This is a genomic window from Rhizobium beringeri (assembly GCF_004306515.1).
Taxonomy (GTDB): Bacteria; Pseudomonadota; Alphaproteobacteria; order Rhizobiales; family Rhizobiaceae; genus Rhizobium; species Rhizobium beringeri.
The window spans coordinates 3654048-3670710 of record NZ_SILG01000001.1 but is presented as its reverse complement, the minus strand read 5'-3'; the positions used below and the strand labels follow the sequence as shown (position 1 = coordinate 3670710).

Below are 16663 nucleotides of genomic sequence, written 5' to 3'. Positions count from 1 at the left end.
CGGCTTGCTGTTCCCGAAAATCAGTGTGTGCAATGCAGCGAAAGAAAGCAAGGCGGAAAGGTCGACGGCTTTTATGCTGCCTTGGCAAAGGTGACGGCCGCCTTCAGGCCTTTGCCGTCAGCGCCCGGCTCCAGCGTCAGGTCGGCGTTGAAAAGATTGGCGATTTCTTCGACGATCGGCAGGCCGAGGCCGGCGCCGGGCGCACCGGACTCATTGCCGCGCGAAAAACGCTTGCGCACGGCCTCCAGCTTTTCGCGGGGAATACCGGGGCCATTGTCCTCGACTTCGAGGCGGATCGTCTCTGACGCGGCGATAATGCGGACGGTGACCTCAGCTCCCTTGCCGGCATAGGCGATGGCATTGCCGGCAAGGTTGCGCAGCATTTCGCCGATCAGCAGCGGCTCGGCGCGGACCATCGCCGGGCTCTCGCCCTCGAAGCCGAGATCGATGCCGGCGACGGCGGCCGTCGGGATCTGCTCGCCGGTGATTTCCTGGGCGATGGCGGCGAGATCGATGGCGGAGGCGGTCAGTGCCTCCTTGGCGGTGGCGGCGTCGATCTTGGCCATCAGGAGAAGTTGAGCGAGGATGCGTTCGGCATGCGCCACCGCCTGGTCGCCCTTCAGCGCCGCCGACTGCGCCTCATCAAGCGAGCCGGCGCGGGCAGAAAGGGCAAGCTGGGTACGGATGATCGTCAGCGGCGTGCGCAGCTGATGGCTGGCATTGCCGGTGAAATGGCGAAGTGCATCGAGCGCCGATTGCAGGCGGACCATGAAGGAATTCACCGTATCGACCAGCGGCTCGACCTCGCTCGGCACGGTCTGCTTGATCGGATGAAGGTCATCGGGGCTGCGTTCGCCGATGGCGTCGCCGAGCTTGTAGAGCGGGCGGAGCGCCACCGTGACCGAGATCCAGACGATGACGGCGGCGCCCGCGATCATGAAGGCGAGGCGAAGTGCGGAGCGGACGAGGATCGCCTGCGCCAGCTGCCGGCGGGCGATGGTGGTTTCGGCGACCGTCACCACGAAGGGCACGGAGCGGATGCCTGTCGAGGCGGAGCGTTCGAGTGTGGCGACGCGGATCGGCTCGCCGCGGAAGGTGTCGTCGGCAAAGGCTGCGCCATCGCCGGGTGTCTTCTTCAGAACCGGCAGGGACTGGTAGCCGGTGATGAATTTGCCCGGCGGGCCGTCGACGCGGTAGAAGACGCGATCCTGTGCGGCCGAGGTCAGCATTTCAAGGGCAACATAGGGGATATCGACCTGCAGCGTGCCGTCTTCGGCGACGACGACGCGCTCGGCGATCGCCAGCGCGGAGCCGGCGAGCACGCGGTCAGAGACGATGTTCGAGGTCTGGACCGCCTCGCGATAGGTATCGGCGAGCGCCAGTGTGCCGATGACGGCTGTCGAGACGAGCAGCCAGAAGAGCAGCCGGCGCCTGAGGGAATAGGCTGCTTTCATGAGGCCTCGGGCAGCTTGTCGAGATAATAGCCGATGCCGCGGGCGGTCTTCACGGTCAGGCCGTGCGGCGAAAGGCGCTTTCGCAGGCGGCTGACATATTGCTCGATGGCGTTTGCCGAAATGTCGTCGTCGAAGGCGGTCAGCGATTGAATGATCGCCTCCTTGGCGACGACCTTGCCGGCTCGCATGAAGAGGATTTCGAGCAGGCCGAGCTCGCGGGCGGGAATATCGAGGGGCGTGGCGCCCGATGAAAAGGTGCGGGAATTGAGATCGAAGCAGATGCCGCCGAAGCTGACCGTCGCCGAGCGAAGCCCGGCCTGGCGGCGCAGGAGCACGCGCACACGGGCCTCGAATTCGGCGATGTCGAAGGGCTTGATGAGATAGTCGTCGGCGCCGAGATCGAGACCCTTCACCCGTTCTTCCGGCGTGCCGCGCGCGGTCAGGATGAGAACGGCTGCCTGGTTCTGCCGGGCGCGCATGGCGCGCAGCACGTCGAGCCCGTCCATCTCGGGCAGGTTGAGGTCGAGAATGACAAGATCGAAATTTTCCGCGGCGATGACCGCATTGGCAGACGCCCCATCATGCACGACATCGACAGCATGACCCGTGCCGCGCAAGATCGCCGACAGGCCGTCGGCCAGCGCGATATTGTCTTCGGTGAGCAGGATGCGCACGGATGTTCCCCTGTTTTTCAAAGGAGATTACAGAGGTGGCGGAGCGATGTCACAGCGATTTTGAAGATTCAGTGAACGCCGGGAAAGGCTCGACCTCAGCTCCCAGTCCTTTCGATCAGCTCGCGCTGCGTCATCGCGGCGGCGAGGAGTTTCCGGAAGCGGGGATCGTCGCGGATGTTGTCAAGGTCGGAATCATTGTTGAACCATTTGATATGATAGACGGAGCTGTTCGGTAGCAGCTTCTCAAGAAGGTCGATCGCCTGGTCGGCGTCGCCGAGGACGGAATAGACGCAGGCGAGATTATACTGCGCGACGATGTCATCAGGATCGATGGCAATCGCGCGGGCAGCCCAGTCGCGTGCCCTTGCCGCATCGCCGAGATGAGCTAGCGCCAGCGCGCCGCGATGGGCGGGGCCTGAATTTTCCGGATTGAGGTTCAGCGCACGTTCGGCGCGCAGCAGGCCGAGGCTCGCCCAGTTTTCCGTGTCCAACACACGGCCGAGCGAGCGGTAGGCGGACATCAGATGGATCGGTGAGACGTAGTCATCCGGGCGGATTTCGGCGGCGCGGGTGAAATATTGAACGGATTCGGCAAAGTTACCGCGCATGAAGAAGAACCGGGCATAGTGGAAATTCGCCTCGAACAGGTTCGGGTCGAGCGCCAGGGCGCGTTCGAAGGCCGCCGCCGCCCTATCATCATAGCCGCTCTGATGCAGAGCCAGGCCGTGCGAGGCATGGGCCTCGGGAAGGTCAGGATCGAGCGCCAGGGCGCGGGCGCTCATCTCGAGGATGCGCCTCAGCGGCACGTCATCAGGAGCCCAATCGCGGATCGCCGCGTCGCAATCGGCGATGCCGGCATAGGCGCGAGCATAATCCGGGTCGAGCTCGACCGCCTTGCAGAACATGCGCCTTGCGAGCTGGAGATAGGATTTGGTCCAGGTGTGGGAGAGCTGGCGGCCCCTGAGATAATAGGTGTAGGCCTCGACATTGGCGGTCGGCTCCGTTGCGATCGCCTTCTTCTCTTCCGGCAACAGACGCACCTTCAACTGGCCGACGATCGCATGGGTGATCTCGTCCTGGATGGCGAAGATGTCGGTCATGTCGCGGTCGTAACGCTCGGCCCAGAGATGGTCGCCATTGGCGGTATCGATCAGCTGGCCGGAAATGCGCACGCGATTGCCGGAGATGCGGACGCTTCCTTCGAGCACGTAGCGCACGCCAAGCTCCTGGGCGAGCCGCTTCACCTTCACCGATATGCCCTTGTAGGTGAAGATCGTATTGCGCGGCACGACGTGCAGGCTGGAGATCTTGGAGAGATCGGTGATGATGTCTTCGGTAATGCCGTCGGAGAAATAATCCTGATCGGCATCGCCGCTCATATTGGTGAAGGGCAGCACCGCGATGAAGCAGGTATTGCGGTTCTGCGCCACCAATCTGGCGGAGGAGGGCGGCGCCAAGCTGACGGTATAGACCTGAACCGGCTGCCTGATGTTCTTCAGCATATGTTCGCCGATGAATTCGAAGCCGAGATTGAGGCGTGAGCCGACCTGATCGCGCACCGAGGCCGACACGGCGATGCCACCCGGCGCTGCGATACGCTCAAGCCTGGCGGCGAGATTGACGCCATCTCCGAATATGTCGCCGTTCTCGACCACGACGTCGCCGAGATTGATGCCGATGCGGAATTCGACGCGCTCGTCCTTGGGCACGTTCTCGTTGCGGGCCGCCATGCTGCGCTGGATTTCGGCGGCGCAGGCGACCGCGTTCACCACACTCTGGAATTCGGCAAGAATGCCGTCGCCGGTGAGTTTGACGATCCGGCCCTTGTAGTCTGAAATACGAATATCGACCAGCTCGCAGCGATGGCGGTTCAGCGCCTGCAACGTGCCGGATTCATCGATGCCCATCAGCCGGCTGTAGCCGACGACATCAGCAGCGAGAATAGCGCTCAGTCGTCGTTCCATGACCCCTCCCATGGATCTTCCCAGTTTAATCTAGCTTTTTATAGAGTTTTTGTCGCGTAGAGTCGTCCCCCGAATAAGAAATTCGGGCGGTTTCGACGTTTTTGACGCGGCAGCGCGACCATATAACGTCGTCGATCTTCATCAATACTCTAAACGGGTGAAGGATGGAGCCAATCCCTAATCCTTTGTGATGAAAAGGCGATTCGTTTCGGAGAAAGGCGGAGTATTCTGCTTTGGCCGATACTTTCTGTATCGGCATCATAAATCCGATCGCCGATCGATTTGGGGCTTGGGCCGGACCCAGGGCATGTCTTGGAAGACGAATCGCAACGCTATCCAACGCGGTATGCAATGTGATTCGCGGTTGTTTCGGCGATTGCCGTGAGGCCGGTGAAGGGTATTGTGGCGACGTTTCATACCTGACGGAGATTTTTGGATGACAGGTTCGGCCCGGAATTTTCTGGAGTTTCATGATATTCCGGAGGCCGGGCTTCGATCGATTGTCGCTCGCGCCGGCGATCTCGCCGAAGCCTGGGATGAGCGTGCGATGCCGCAGAGCCTTGCGGGAAAACGCGTCGCGCTGATTGTCGACGACGGCGGCTGGCGCAATACGACCGCCTTTGATCTCGGCATCCAGGAGATGGGTGGTATCTGCGTGCATGTGCCGATCGGCTTCAATATCAGGGAGGAAACCGGCGATCTCTCGGGTTATCTCGGCAACTGGTTCGACATGCTGGTGATCCGCACGAAGGAGCTTGCGACATTGAAGGCGGTGGCGGTAGCCGCGCCGGTGCCTATCATCAATGCGCGCACACGCTCCAACCATCCCTGCGAGACGCTCGGTGACCTTGCCTATATCAAGAGCCGGCGCGGCTCGATCGACGGGTTAAAGGTCGTTGGCGTGGCGGCGGACGCAAATATCCTCCGCTCCTGGGCCGAAGCGTCGATCGTATTGCCGATTGAGGTGGTGCAGGTCTATCCCGAACGCTGGCACATCCGTGACGCCGCACTGTTCAACGGGCGCTTCCGCGTGAGTACCGATATGGGCGAGCTATCGGATGCCGATGTCGTCATCACCGATTCATGGCCGGGCGATGGCCCCCCGGACGCACTCGCCAGCTATCGGATCGGGACCGACGTGCTCGATCGTTTGCGGGAGGATGTGATCTTCCTGCCGTGCCCGCCGGTCACGCGCGGTCAGGAGGTGACGGCCGCTGCAATGGAGCATCCGCGCTGCCTGAGCCGCGCCGCCAAGACCTTTCTGCTGCATGCGCAGAATGCGCTGATGGAGTGGGTCGCCCCCTAGCTCCAGACTCGATCTCCACTGCGCAACAGGTTCGTGATAGAAGGGCGGGGATCGGGAGGTTGGGCAGATGGGAGAGTTGACGATCGAACTCGCGGAAAGCCCGACGGAGGTTGCCGCCGTGCGGGATCTCTGCCGATCGTTCCGGCAATGGCTCTATGACAACTACCCCCAGCATCGGTCGGTGGTCGATCTCTATTACAATCCGCAGAAATTCGAGGCGCTGCTCGCCGGCCTGCCGCAGATTCACGAAAGACCGAAGGGCGCAATCTTCCTGGCGCGGCTTGATGGAGAGCCTGTCGGCTGCGTCATGCATCAAGAGCAGGCGCCGGGCATTGCCGAGATGAAAAGGCTTTTCGTCTCGGCGGCGGCACGCGGTCGCGGTGTCGCCGCGGCCCTCTGCGAGGCATCGATGGCAAAGGCAAAAGCCGACGGTTACCTCTCGATGCGGCTCGATACCGGCATTCTGCAGACGGCAGCGCAGGGGCTCTATCGCCGCCTCGGCTTCCGCGAACGGGATGCCTATTATCCGGTCCCGCCGGGACTCGAGCAGATCCTGATCTTCTTCGAGCGCGATCTCTGATCCCGTAAAACAGGCAGCGGGGCCACCGTCTGGCCGGCGCCCTTGCTCCTCCCGGCGCGCTCGGGCATTGTTGCTGCATGAGGAGAGTTTTCATCTTGCTGCTGGCGCTCTGGCCGGGCTTTGCCCTGGCCGATCAGGTGTTCTATCCGGCAAAATCGGGCAATGCCGATGCGCCGGTACTGACGGTTTATTCCTCGCTCGACGAGCCGTTGGCGCAGCCGATGATCCGGGGTTTCCTGGAGGCCAATCCCGATGTCGCGGTCAAATACGAGGACATGCTAACCGGCGACATCTACGACCGGATCGTCAAGGAGACGGATGCCGGCAAGAAGACGGCGGATTTTGCCTTTTCCTCGGCGATGGACCTGCAGGTGAAGCTTTCCAACGATGGATATGCGCAGGTCAGCAACCTGCCGATGAGTGCTGCATGGCCGAAATGGGCGAACTGGCGCAACACCGCCTATGCGCTCACCTTCGAGCCGGCGGTGTTCGTCTATCACAAGCCGAGCTTTGCGCATGAGCCGGTGCCGAGCTCGCGGGCTGAATTCGTCGATTATCTGAAACGCAAGGGCAACGACGTCTATGGGCGGATCGGCACCTACGATATCGAGCGCTCCGGCGTCGGGTTTCTTTTCATGGCGCGCGACCAGGAACAGTTCGGCGACATCTGGTCGGTGATCGGGGCGATGGGGGCTGCCGGCGTCAAGCTTTATTCGACGAGTTCGGCGATCCTCGAACGCGTTGCCGACGGGCGCTTCGTGCTCGGCTACAATATTCTCGGTTCCTATGCGGCCGACTGGGCCTCGCGGTATCCCGATGTCGGCATCGTGCTGCCGAAGGATTATACCGTGGTGATGTCGCGGATCGGGTTGGTGCCGCAGGCGGCCGCCGAGCCGGAGCTCGGGCGGCGCTATCTCACCTTCTTCATGTCGAGGGAAGGGCAGACGATCCTGGCGCGCGAGCTGCAGATTCCGGCCGTCAGCCCCGAGGTCGCGGGGGAGAATACCGCCAATACGCTGCAGGAACTGCTCGGCGCCCAACTTCGGCCGGTGCCGGTCAGTCCCGGGCTGATGGTCTATCTCGATCAGGTGAAGCGGGCGCGGCTGATCGCGCACTGGAACGAGGTTCTGCGGACGCAGTGAAGGTGGGATTTGGACCGGCACCTGCCAATTACGGCAAAAAAGTGTCCTGTCCTTCTGGATATCTCGGCGATGTCAGCTAAATGACAGGTTGTTGTGGTCGCTTTGGCTACTTCTTCTCCGTGGAGGCGGAGAGCTGAAGCCTTGGGAGGTATTCCGCTCGTCATTCAGGACCCTTGCGTCCGCTGGCCGGCCATTCCTCCCGATTCCCAGAGAACAACAGGCGGTCTGCTCAGCCGCTACGGAGGACACATCGTGAAGCATACGTTCATCGCAACCCTTTTTGCAGCGACCATCGCGCTGCCGGCCTATGCGGCCGATTACACCATCATCGCGCCGGCCGCTCCCGGCGGCGGCTGGGACCAGACGGCTCGTTCGCTGCAGACCGCGCTGCAGCAGGAGAAGATCTCCGGCAACGTGCAAGTCCAGAACGTCCCGGGCGCCGGCGGCACCATCGGCCTTGCGCAGTTCAGCAGCCAGGCTGCCGGCAATCCGAATTCGCTGATCGTCGGTGGCTATGTCATGGTCGGCGCGATCCTCACCAACAAGTCGCCGGTGACGCTCAAGGATGTCACGCCGATCGCCCGTCTGACCGGCGAATATGAGGCCGTCGTCGTTCCTGCCGCGTCCGAGATCAAGACGATGGCCGATCTGGTCGCGGCGCTGAAGAAGGATCCGGGTGCGGTTTCCTGGGGCGGCGGCTCTGCCGGCGGCACCGACCACATCGCCGTCGGCCTGATCGCCAAGGCTTCCGGCGTCGATCCGACCAAGATCAACTATGTCGCCTTCTCCGGCGGTGGTGAAGCGCTCGCCGCCATTCTCGGCGGCCAGGTCACGGCCGGCGTCTCGAGCTATAGCGAGTTTGAATCGCAGGTGAAGTCGGGCACGCTCCGTCTTCTTGCCGTATCCAGCGATAAGCGTATCGACGGCGTCGATGCCCCGACGCTGAAGGAAGCCGGCACCGACGTCACCATCCAGAACTGGCGCATGGTCGCCGCAGCCCCCGGCCTGTCGGCAGAGCAGGTGGCAAGCGTCACTGCCGATTTCGAGAAGCTGCACAGCTCCGCCACCTGGCAGGAAACCCTGAAGACCAAGGGCTGGGCCGACACCTATCTCTCCGGCGATGCCTTCAAGGCGCAGCTCGAGAAGGATGTCTCCGCCACTGAAGGCATTCTCAAAGATATCGGACTTGTTCAATGAGCGAGGATAACACCTCCTCGGCAACCGAGCGCCGCCCTGATTGGGCGGCGTTCATCATTGCCGTTTTTCTCTTCGTCGTTGCCGGCGTAATGGCCTGGGATGCCTTGCATCTGAAAACCATCGCGCAGTACGACCGCATCGGTCCGGCGACAGTGCCTCAAGTGGTGGCGTTCGGCCTCTTCTGTCTCGGGATCTGGACCGCCTTCGAAGCCTGGCGCGGCGATTTTCCCGAACGTGACCGGCAGGAAGTCGCACCCGTCATCTGGATCGTCGCCGGTCTTGCCGGCCAGATGCTGCTCCTGCGCGTCGCCGGCTTCTCAATCGCGACCGGCATCCTCTTCGCGCTGACGGCACGCGGCTTCGGCAAACGCAAGCTCTGGATCTCGCTACCGCTTGGCATCGTCCTCAGCTTCGTCGTCTGGGCGATCTTCTCGCAGCTGCTGCAACTGACGCTGCCGGCCGGCCCGCTCGAACATCTGTTCTTCTGACCGCGCGGACGCGCTGTCAGCTCTTTTGATTTTGCGCGGCGCCTGACCCCGAAATCGGATGGTCGGGAACGCCGCTTGGGACACCAAGATGAGCACATTCGAATTCCTATGGCAGGGTATCCTGGTTGCGATGCAGCCGATGAACCTGGTTTATGCGCTGGTCGGCGTGACGCTCGGCACCGCCGTCGGCGTGCTTCCCGGCATCGGCCCGGCACTCACCGTGGCGCTGCTGTTGCCCGTCACCTACAAGCTCGATCCCGGCGGTTCGCTGATCATGTTCGCCGGCATCTATTACGGCGGCATGTATGGCGGTTCGACGACCTCGATCCTGCTCAACACGCCGGGCGAAAGCGCCTCGATCGTCACCGCGCTCGAGGGCAACAAGATGGCGCGCGCCGGGCGCGGCGGACCGGCGCTGGCGACGGCGGCGATCGGCTCCTTCGTCGCCGGCCTGATCGCGACGCTCGGGCTTGCCTTCATCGCTCCCTATGTCGTCAAGCTGGCGCTGGTCTTCGGGCCGCGCGAATATTTCGCGTTGATGGTGCTTGCCTTCGTCACCGTCTCCTCGGCCTTCGGCGACTCCGCCTTGCGGGGCCTGACCTCGCTGTTCATCGGCTTTGCGCTTGCCATGGTCGGCATCGACCAGCAGACCGGGCAGGCCAGGCTTTCCTTCGGCATCCCCGACCTGCTCGACGGTGTCGAGGTGACGACGCTGGCGGTGGCGATGTTTGCGATCGGCGAGACGCTTTATATCGCCGCGCAGGGCAACCGGATCGCGGAGAAGGTCGAGGCGGTCAAGGGTTCGCTCTGGATGACCGCAGAGGACTGGTCGCGCTCGTGGAAACCCTGGCTGCGCGGCACGTTGATCGGTTTCCCGATCGGCGCGATGCCGGCTGGCGGCGCCGAAATCGGCACGTTCCTATCCTATGCGACCGAAAAGCGGCTGGCGAAGAACCCGGAAGAGTTCGGCCATGGCGCGATCGAAGGCGTGGCCGGTCCCGAGGCAGCAAACAACGCATCGGCCGCCGGCACGCTGGTGCCGCTTCTGACGCTCGGCCTGCCGACGACGGCGACGGCGGCGATCATGCTCGCCGGCTTCCAGCAATACGGCTTGCAGCCGGGGCCGCTGCTGTTTGCCACCAATCCGCAGCTCGTCTGGGGACTGATCGCCAGCCTGCTCATCGCCAATGCGATGCTTTTGGTGCTGAACCTGCCGATGATCGGGCTCTGGGTGCGGTTGCTGACCATTCCAAAGCCATGGCTCTATGCCGGCATCCTGCTGTTTGCAACGCTTGGGACAATCGGTGCCAATCCATCCGTGTTCGAGCTCGGCATGCTGCTCGCCTTCGGCCTGCTTGGTTATGTGATGCGGCTCTTCGGCTATCCGATTGCGCCTACCGTCGTCGGCCTGATCCTCGGGCCGCTTGCCGAACAGCAGCTGCGCCGGGCGCTGGCGATCAGCCAGGGCGATGTGACGACGCTGGTGATGTCGCCGATCGCGGCGGGTCTGCTCATCGTTGCGGCCGCTGCCTTCCTCATCCCGCTGATCCTGCGGCTGCGTGGCAGGGGCCAGGTGCTCTCGCAACTGGCGGCAAACGAAGACTAGCGCATCGGCCCGAAATCGGAATCGATTATCGGAAAGCACGATGCGCAGATTTCAAAGTGTTAGAACGTCCTTTGCCCGTCCAAAAGGACGCACGGCGGTCTAAGAAGAAAAAGACGACCCACCCCCTCCCTCGAGGCCGGCCATGGAGACATGTGCCGGCCTGCTGTTTTTTGCATGGCTGAGGTGATTTTCTGAGCATTGTGGTGGTCTGTGCGCGATGCCATGTATGAGTGGTCAATCATAGAGCAAAAGGAAAAGGACAATGTCCGCACTCCGCAATTCAATCCGTACGGGTTTCTTTGGCCGCGCATTCGCCGTCCTTGGTGCTGCAAATGCTGTCAGTGCCGCCGTTGAAGCAGGTCGCCGCCCGCGCGCCAACGATCTGACGAAACTCGGCATCGACCCAGCCTCCTTCGGTCAGGTCTCCCGCTAACACCTTCAAGCCATGCATGAATGAATTAGCCCGCAACCGGATGGTCGCGGGCTTTATTTTTATCCGCAAGGTGCCGCGCACTGCGGCTTCTTGCATCGTCAGGCGTGAAGCTCCTCCTGCCGGGCGACGTGATCCTCGACCTTTTCGCGCCTGTTGTGGCGGATGGATGACCAGAGGGACAGGCCGATCAGCGCCGCGCCGCCGAGGCCGGTGATGACTTCGGGGATGTGCACCATGGTCTGCGCATACATGATCACCGAGAGGATCAGGATGGCGTAAAAGGCGCCATGTTCGAGATAGCGGTATTCGGCAAGCGTTCCCTTCTCCACCAGCATGATCGTCATCGAGCGCACGTACATGGCGCCGATGCCGAGGCCGATCGCGATGACGAAGAGGTTCTGCGTCAGCGCAAAGGCGCCGATGACGCCGTCGAAGGAGAAGCTGGCGTCCAGCACCTCCAGATAGATGAAGGCGCCGAGGCCGCCCTTGGCGGCAGCGCTCATCGTCTGCTGCGAAGCATCGAGCAGCCCGCCGACCACCTCGACCGCGAGGAAGGTGAGCAGGCCGTAGATGGCGCAATGGACGAAGACGGTGGCTTCCTCGCCGCCGATCAGCCAGGAGAAAACCAGCATCAGCGCCAGCACGAAGGCGATCTCGATACCCTTGATGGTGGCGGAACGCGCCATCATCTTTTCAAGGCCGCCAATCCAGTGCACCTGCTTCTCGTGATTGAAGAAGTAGTTGAGCCCGACCATCATCAGGAAGGTGCCGCCGAAAGCTGCGATCGGCAGATGCGCGTCGTTCATGATGCGGGCATATTCGGCCGGCTCGCGGGCGGCAAGCACCAGAGCATCCCAGGGGCCGATCTGTGCCGCGATCGCGACGATCGCCAGCGGGAAGACGATGCGCATGCCGAAGACGGCGATGATGATGCCCCAGGTGAGGAAGCGCTTCTGCCAGACCGGCGTCATCTCCTTCAGCTTGTTGGCGTTGACGATGGCATTGTCGAAGGAAAGCGAGATCTCCAGCACGGCAAGCACCGTGCAGATGAAGAAGACGGTCGCCATGCCGCCGATCGTGCCGGTCGTCTGCCAGCCGAGCACTGCGCCGAGAACGAGGCCGAGGGCAGTAACGATGAAAGCCCAGCGGAAATAGCTGAGCGAAGATTTATGGGTCGCGGACTGGTTCATGGCCGCACCTCGCGGCCGCAAATCGCATTGAAGAGGGGTGATATATTGGAAAAACGCGACATGCCACAACGGGCATGCGGGTCAGGCATGGGGAGCTTGTTCATCGATGAAAAATCCGCCGGCTAAGCTGCAGGCGGTACCGACATCACGAGAGCGCCGTAAAAACTCTCGCCAGAGGGGCCCGGCACCAAAGTTCCCCCGTCAGCCGATGTCTGGAAGGCTGCAGGATAGGCTCTAGGTAATGAGCTTCCCGGGCCAGTCAAGGCCGACAGGCATATCGAGATTGGGTAATTTTTTTGGAACCATCCTGATGCCAGCCCGTTAGGCACTGTTGAGCTTAAAAAAGGAGGCCGATGATGCACACTTCGACCCATGTTCCCGACAAACGCACGGAGGCGTCCGACCGCATGAAGCGGGCGAAGCCAAACCGCATGCAGAAGGCGCAGGTGCTGCCGCCGCATCATGTCGATCTGACGCTGACGCCCGGTGTCTATCACGACATTCACGTGCCGGCCCATGTTTCCGGCGCGGACCTTTCCAAGGGTGGTCCCGACATCAAAGGCAATGCAGAGACCAAGAAATAACGGGCATTCCGGAAGCCTCTTTGGCGCGCTGACGGTAGATTTGAAACAGGGTGAGAAACATATGACGATCAACTTTGTGCCCCGCGAGATCTTCATCCGGCACGAAAGTGAATGGCAGGCCGTACGCGAGGCGGCGGACGAGCGCATCAATATCGGCGAACGCCAGAAGCCGCTTTCGTCCATCGGCGGTCCGGCATCGGTTGGGAAAAACGATCCTTCGGCCGCACGCTCCGAATGACCAACAGAGTCACGCTGGCACGAACGCCCGGCATGATGCCGGGCGTTTTGTTTTCTATTGATGTTCATCCCGATCGACACGCTGTCCGGAATTATAGCCGAACCGTTGTTCGAGCTTACCGAAAGCGAAGAGCACACAGATGGCGGCAAGCGTCGTAAAGAAGGCGATCGGCCAATAGCCGAAGCCCATGGCGAGGCCGATCGCGCCGGAAAGCCACATGCCGGCACCCGTCGTCAGCCCGTGCACCCGACCTCTTGCAAAGACGATCATGCCGGCGGCAAGGAAAGCGACGCCGGCAGTTACGGCTTCGATGACACGCAGCGGATCGATACGCACCTGCTCGTCATCGGCGAAACCCGGCATGTGCACTGCCTCGATCGAGATGATGGCGAAGAGGGCAGCGGCAAGACTGATCAGAATATGGGTGCGGAAGCCTGCCGGGCGGTCGCGCGCCTCGCGCTCGAAGCCGATCAGCCCGCCGAAGATGATGGCGCCGAGCAGGCGAGCGAAGATGACCGGATAATGGATGCGCGACGCCGGTATCATGTCGGCGATGATGAGATCCATGGATTTCTCCCCCAGAATAGATGGAATTTTTCGCTGGCTAACGTGTAAGCGCGGAATTTGTTCAGCTTTTTCCTCGTCGTGTGTTTCAGGAGCCGCACAAGCCCCACCGGTGCACCCGGCGCTTTGATGTCATTGGAGGAAAAGATCGCCGAAGCAGGCATCATCCTGTCGCTGCGCCAACCTTTCGGAAAGGATTGGGCAGCGATAATCCCGGCCTCACGGGAATCAGACAAATGGCCAAGACAGCGACACGCGGCCGCCGCAAGGCGCCGGCCAGAGGAAAGAGCAAAGCGCGCAGCAGCGGTGGCGGATTGCTGCCCTGGGCGGTGATCGGCATTGCAGCGATCGGCGGCATCGTCGCCCATGACCATTGGAAGAGCATCCAGCCGATGCTTGCAAGGCAATCAACGCCGATCGCGCGGGAAACGGCGGAGCAGAAACCCCTAGTCAGGAAGGACGTGCCGCCGAAGCAGGTGGCGCTTGCCGCACCCACGCCGAAAGCCGTATCGCCGGTGCCACAGTCGCAGCCGCTGCCACCGGCCGCGATCCCGACGCCGGTGATCCAGCCGATAAAGGCAGTGCCGTCCCCGGCTTCTCCTGCCGCTTCGGAGACCGGGACAGTTGCCTTCGGCTATTGCGGGCAGGGCGCCCATATCAATTGCGTCGGCGACGGCGGCGTCTTCTGGTACAAGGGTGAAAAGATCGTGATTGCCGACATGGCAAGCCCTGTCGTCGACCAGGCGCGCTGTGACGGCGAGCGCCGGGTGGCCTTTGCCGCCAAGTCGCGGCTGCTGGCGCTTCTGAACGCCGGACCCTTCACCATGAATGCGGCGGGCAAGGGCGAGCCCTCTGGCGCGCCGCGCGTCGTCTCGCGCGACGGGCGCTCTTTCGGCGCGCAACTGATCAATGAGGGACTGGCACGCAAGCCAGGGGCCGCCGGCAGCGCCTGGTGCGCTTGAGAGCGGCTACTTACCCTTCTTCACCAGCTTGCCGCCGGTACGGAAGCTGCCGGTAAACGAGGAATCCTTGCTTTCGGCGGTGCATTCGATCGCGATCGGCTTGCCGGCATAGGGATTGCCGAAGGTGCAGAAGCCGGCAACCTTGACCTCCCCGGTCATCTTGTTGCCGACACCCGTGGTGACGAGGCTGAGCGGCAGGCGGGCATTGCCGTTGGAGGCGGGCTTGATGCCGCCGCCGTCGCCCTGGAAGCCGAGCGCCTTGCCGTCCGAAGTGAAGATGAAGGTCACCAGGCCATTGACCAGCGTGACGCTGGCAAGCTCGTTCTTGCAGCCCTTGGTGGCGTCGAACTTGGCGACAACAAGCTTGGCGCATTTGCCGGAAAGCGTAATGACGCCGGGCGCGCCGGGAAAGGTCTCGACGGGTACGGCCGGCGCGGCAGAGGCCGGCAAGGCGAAGGCAGCGGAAAAAATTGCGGCGGCTGCAAGCGCGGATAACTTCATTTCGATCTCAAAACCCCATGTTCTGTCGAGGCGAATCACTACCTCATCCTCGGTTCGCCATGGCATGGCTCTGTGTCCGAATTTGGCTCCATTATTCCTGAGGCACAAAAATTTCGTCGGCCACCGGGCTGGTTCGGCGATCGGCGGCAGATGAGTCAAAAGTTGGTTGAGCTTGCTGGTTACGGGGTCCAGCAATGGCATAGGCTGCCGGACATCGGCAACGAACCGATGTGAGACGACAGGGGCAAGGCGCTTATCGAGCGTGCCGTGTTGGACGCATGTCTGGTCAAGGGGAATGGGCCGAGGCAGGGAAGTCCAGGCCCATTCTTTCCCGATCGGAGGTCAGTCAGATCAGGAATTTGTAGATGCCGGATAATTTAGAACAGGATTCAGATTTTAGGCCGACCCGGCCTAAAATCATCCTGTTCTAGCCGGCAGCCTTTTATCAGAACGCGCGCTGCAGGCGGAAGAAGCCCGAGGTGACGTCGTCAGCATCTTCCGGATCGAGGTACTGAACCGAAATCTTCGTGGAGAGGTTCTCGACGATCTGGTAGTCGATCGTCACGCCGGCCTTCCAGGCATCGCCGTCGTTGAACTCGCCAGCAGTGACGCCGTAGTCGCTGTAGTACTGGACAGCCGGGGTAATCTTCAGCTTGTCCGTCGCCTTGATGGCGTATTCAGCAGCGATCGCCCATTCAGCCTTGTTGTAGTAGGCGTTGGGGTTGGTCGCGTAGACAACCGCCAGGCCGAGCGTGCCCGGACCGACAGCGACCGTACCCATAGCGCGGACGGCGCCTTCTTCGTTGTCGGTGTCGTAACCGGCAGTGATCTGGTAGCTGAATGCACCAGCCTTGCCACCGAGACCGACTGCGACGCCGAAGTTGTTAGCGGTTTCGCCATCATAGAACGGGCTGTCTTCCAGCTCGTCAACGCTGATGCCAGCGTAGAAGGCGTCGGTTTCGTACTGATAACGGATAGAGTTATGCAGCGTTACCGGAGAACCGATATCGTCCGTTTCGCCGGAGAGACCATCGTCCCACCAGGAGTAAAAGAGACCAGCGCGGAAACCTGCGATGTCGATGTAAGCAGAGTCCAGCTGGGCCTTCTGGGCAGAAGCGTTGTCAGCATTGAACTGCATGACGATGACGCCGGTCAGCGGACCATATTCAGTGTCGCTCTTGGCCGTAAACTGAACCTGACCGCGCGTACGGGCATCCCAGTCCGAGTCGTTGGCGACAGAACCGCCGCCGGCGGCGCCGATCGAGCTAGCGTGCGGAGCAACGTCAACCTGGAAACGAATATAACCGTTGATCTTGAGGCAGGTTTCGGTGCCCGGGATGTAGAAGTAGCCGGTGCCGTAGGCGTCGCAGACGCGAACGTATTCAACCGGTTCCGGCTCGGCAGCAACGATAGCGTCAGCAGCCTGAGCGCCGGATACTGCTGCAAGTGCAGCAGCGGAGCCGAGAAGAAGGCTCTTGATGTTCATGGAATAACCTCCAGTTCAGATGCAAGAGGATGAAGACCGTCTGCGCTCGGCAGTCCCTACGTGTCTTCACCCCGTGTGACCGAAGCGGCCCCTTTTTGGCTCGGTGCCTGCCTCGCCGCTGAAGTTACATAGGGTATGTTGCACTGCAACGACATTGTCGATCGTGACAGCGGGAGGGCATTGCTATGTTGCTGAAATCACACGCATTTTGTCATAAACTCGTCATCTATCCGTCACAAAGCTCGCGCTTCTGAATGCTTGAACAACGAGGGGCTGAACCTCGGCAACGGTATG

At 61.7% G+C, this 16663-nt stretch carries 17 protein-coding genes; 9 read left to right on the top strand and 8 right to left on the bottom strand.

Going from position 1 to position 16663, the window contains the following annotated elements; all coding sequences use genetic code 11:
* Nucleotides 1-71: 71 nt before the first annotated feature.
* From ELH03_RS18410 to ELH03_RS18400, 3 genes are all read right to left on the bottom strand, one after another.
* Entirely contained in the window at nucleotides 72-1454 is a 1383-nt protein-coding gene (locus ELH03_RS18410) for a sensor histidine kinase (protein WP_128403368.1), read from the bottom strand.
* A complete protein-coding gene (locus ELH03_RS18405) occupies nucleotides 1451-2128 on the bottom strand; it encodes a response regulator (protein ID WP_128403369.1) in 678 nt (225 codons plus the stop codon). The genes ELH03_RS18410 and ELH03_RS18405 overlap by 4 nt, the downstream gene beginning before the upstream one ends.
* A gap of 95 nt (nucleotides 2129-2223) precedes the next feature.
* Nucleotides 2224-4092, bottom strand: coding sequence for an adenylate/guanylate cyclase domain-containing protein (locus ELH03_RS18400; protein WP_128403370.1), 1869 nt, complete (start codon nucleotides 4090-4092; stop codon nucleotides 2224-2226).
* A gap of 436 nt (nucleotides 4093-4528) precedes the next feature.
* Here ELH03_RS18400 and ELH03_RS18395 point away from each other — a divergent pair, with 436 nt between their 5' ends.
* From ELH03_RS18395 to ELH03_RS18370, 6 genes are all read left to right on the top strand, one after another.
* Entirely contained in the window at nucleotides 4529-5398 is an 870-nt protein-coding gene (locus ELH03_RS18395; RefSeq protein ID WP_128403371.1) for an ornithine carbamoyltransferase, read from the top strand.
* A 67-nt stretch (nucleotides 5399-5465) separates the two neighbouring features.
* Nucleotides 5466-5978 (top strand): GNAT family N-acetyltransferase, encoded by a 513-nt coding sequence (locus ELH03_RS18390; RefSeq protein WP_128403372.1) that lies wholly within the window; start codon nucleotides 5466-5468, stop codon nucleotides 5976-5978.
* Between the two features lie 95 nt (nucleotides 5979-6073).
* Complete coding sequence (locus ELH03_RS18385; RefSeq protein WP_128403373.1) at nucleotides 6074-7120, top strand: ABC transporter substrate-binding protein; 1047 nt, start codon at nucleotides 6074-6076, stop codon at nucleotides 7118-7120.
* Nucleotides 7121-7372: 252 nt separating this feature from the next.
* Nucleotides 7373-8317, top strand: a complete 945-nt coding sequence (locus ELH03_RS18380; RefSeq protein WP_018483552.1) for a Bug family tripartite tricarboxylate transporter substrate binding protein — start codon at nucleotides 7373-7375, stop codon at nucleotides 8315-8317.
* On the top strand, nucleotides 8314-8805 hold the full coding sequence (locus ELH03_RS18375) for a tripartite tricarboxylate transporter TctB family protein (RefSeq protein WP_018072799.1): 492 nt from the start codon (nucleotides 8314-8316) through the stop codon (nucleotides 8803-8805). Before ELH03_RS18380 ends, ELH03_RS18375 begins: the two co-directional genes overlap by 4 nt.
* Before the next feature lie 88 nt (nucleotides 8806-8893).
* A complete protein-coding gene (locus ELH03_RS18370; RefSeq protein ID WP_128403374.1) occupies nucleotides 8894-10411 on the top strand; it encodes a tripartite tricarboxylate transporter permease in 1518 nt (505 codons plus the stop codon).
* A gap of 280 nt (nucleotides 10412-10691) precedes the next feature.
* Here the strand turns inward: ELH03_RS18370 and ELH03_RS37480 are convergent, their stop codons facing one another.
* A complete protein-coding gene (locus ELH03_RS37480; protein WP_164902113.1) occupies nucleotides 10692-10940 on the bottom strand; it encodes a hypothetical protein in 249 nt (82 codons plus the stop codon).
* Between the two features lie 2 nt (nucleotides 10941-10942).
* The gene (locus ELH03_RS18365) at nucleotides 10943-12034 is read right to left on the bottom strand and encodes a DUF475 domain-containing protein (RefSeq protein ID WP_128412709.1); all 1092 of its coding nucleotides are present in this window, start codon (nucleotides 12032-12034) and stop codon (nucleotides 10943-10945) included.
* 353 nt (nucleotides 12035-12387) lie between these two features.
* Here ELH03_RS18365 and ELH03_RS18360 point away from each other — a divergent pair, with 353 nt between their 5' ends.
* The gene (locus ELH03_RS18360) at nucleotides 12388-12618 is read left to right on the top strand and encodes a hypothetical protein (protein ID WP_105007357.1); all 231 of its coding nucleotides are present in this window, start codon (nucleotides 12388-12390) and stop codon (nucleotides 12616-12618) included.
* Nucleotides 12619-12679: 61 nt separating this feature from the next.
* Nucleotides 12680-12856 (top strand): hypothetical protein, encoded by a 177-nt coding sequence (locus ELH03_RS37475; protein WP_164902099.1) that lies wholly within the window; start codon nucleotides 12680-12682, stop codon nucleotides 12854-12856.
* A 54-nt stretch (nucleotides 12857-12910) separates the two neighbouring features.
* Here ELH03_RS37475 and ELH03_RS18355 read toward each other — a convergent pair whose 3' ends face one another.
* Nucleotides 12911-13423, bottom strand: coding sequence for an MgtC/SapB family protein (locus ELH03_RS18355; RefSeq protein ID WP_128402845.1), 513 nt, complete (start codon nucleotides 13421-13423; stop codon nucleotides 12911-12913).
* A 233-nt stretch (nucleotides 13424-13656) separates the two neighbouring features.
* Here ELH03_RS18355 and ELH03_RS18350 point away from each other — a divergent pair, with 233 nt between their 5' ends.
* On the top strand, nucleotides 13657-14382 hold the full coding sequence (locus tag ELH03_RS18350; RefSeq protein ID WP_128402846.1) for a hypothetical protein: 726 nt from the start codon (nucleotides 13657-13659) through the stop codon (nucleotides 14380-14382).
* A 6-nt stretch (nucleotides 14383-14388) separates the two neighbouring features.
* Here ELH03_RS18350 and ELH03_RS18345 read toward each other — a convergent pair whose 3' ends face one another.
* Both ELH03_RS18345 and ELH03_RS18340 read right to left on the bottom strand, forming a co-directional pair.
* Nucleotides 14389-14883 (bottom strand): hypothetical protein, encoded by a 495-nt coding sequence (locus ELH03_RS18345; protein ID WP_105007354.1) that lies wholly within the window; start codon nucleotides 14881-14883, stop codon nucleotides 14389-14391.
* Between the two features lie 445 nt (nucleotides 14884-15328).
* Complete coding sequence (locus tag ELH03_RS18340) at nucleotides 15329-16369, bottom strand: porin (RefSeq protein WP_128402848.1); 1041 nt, start codon at nucleotides 16367-16369, stop codon at nucleotides 15329-15331.
* Between the last annotated feature and the right edge of the window lie 294 nt (nucleotides 16370-16663).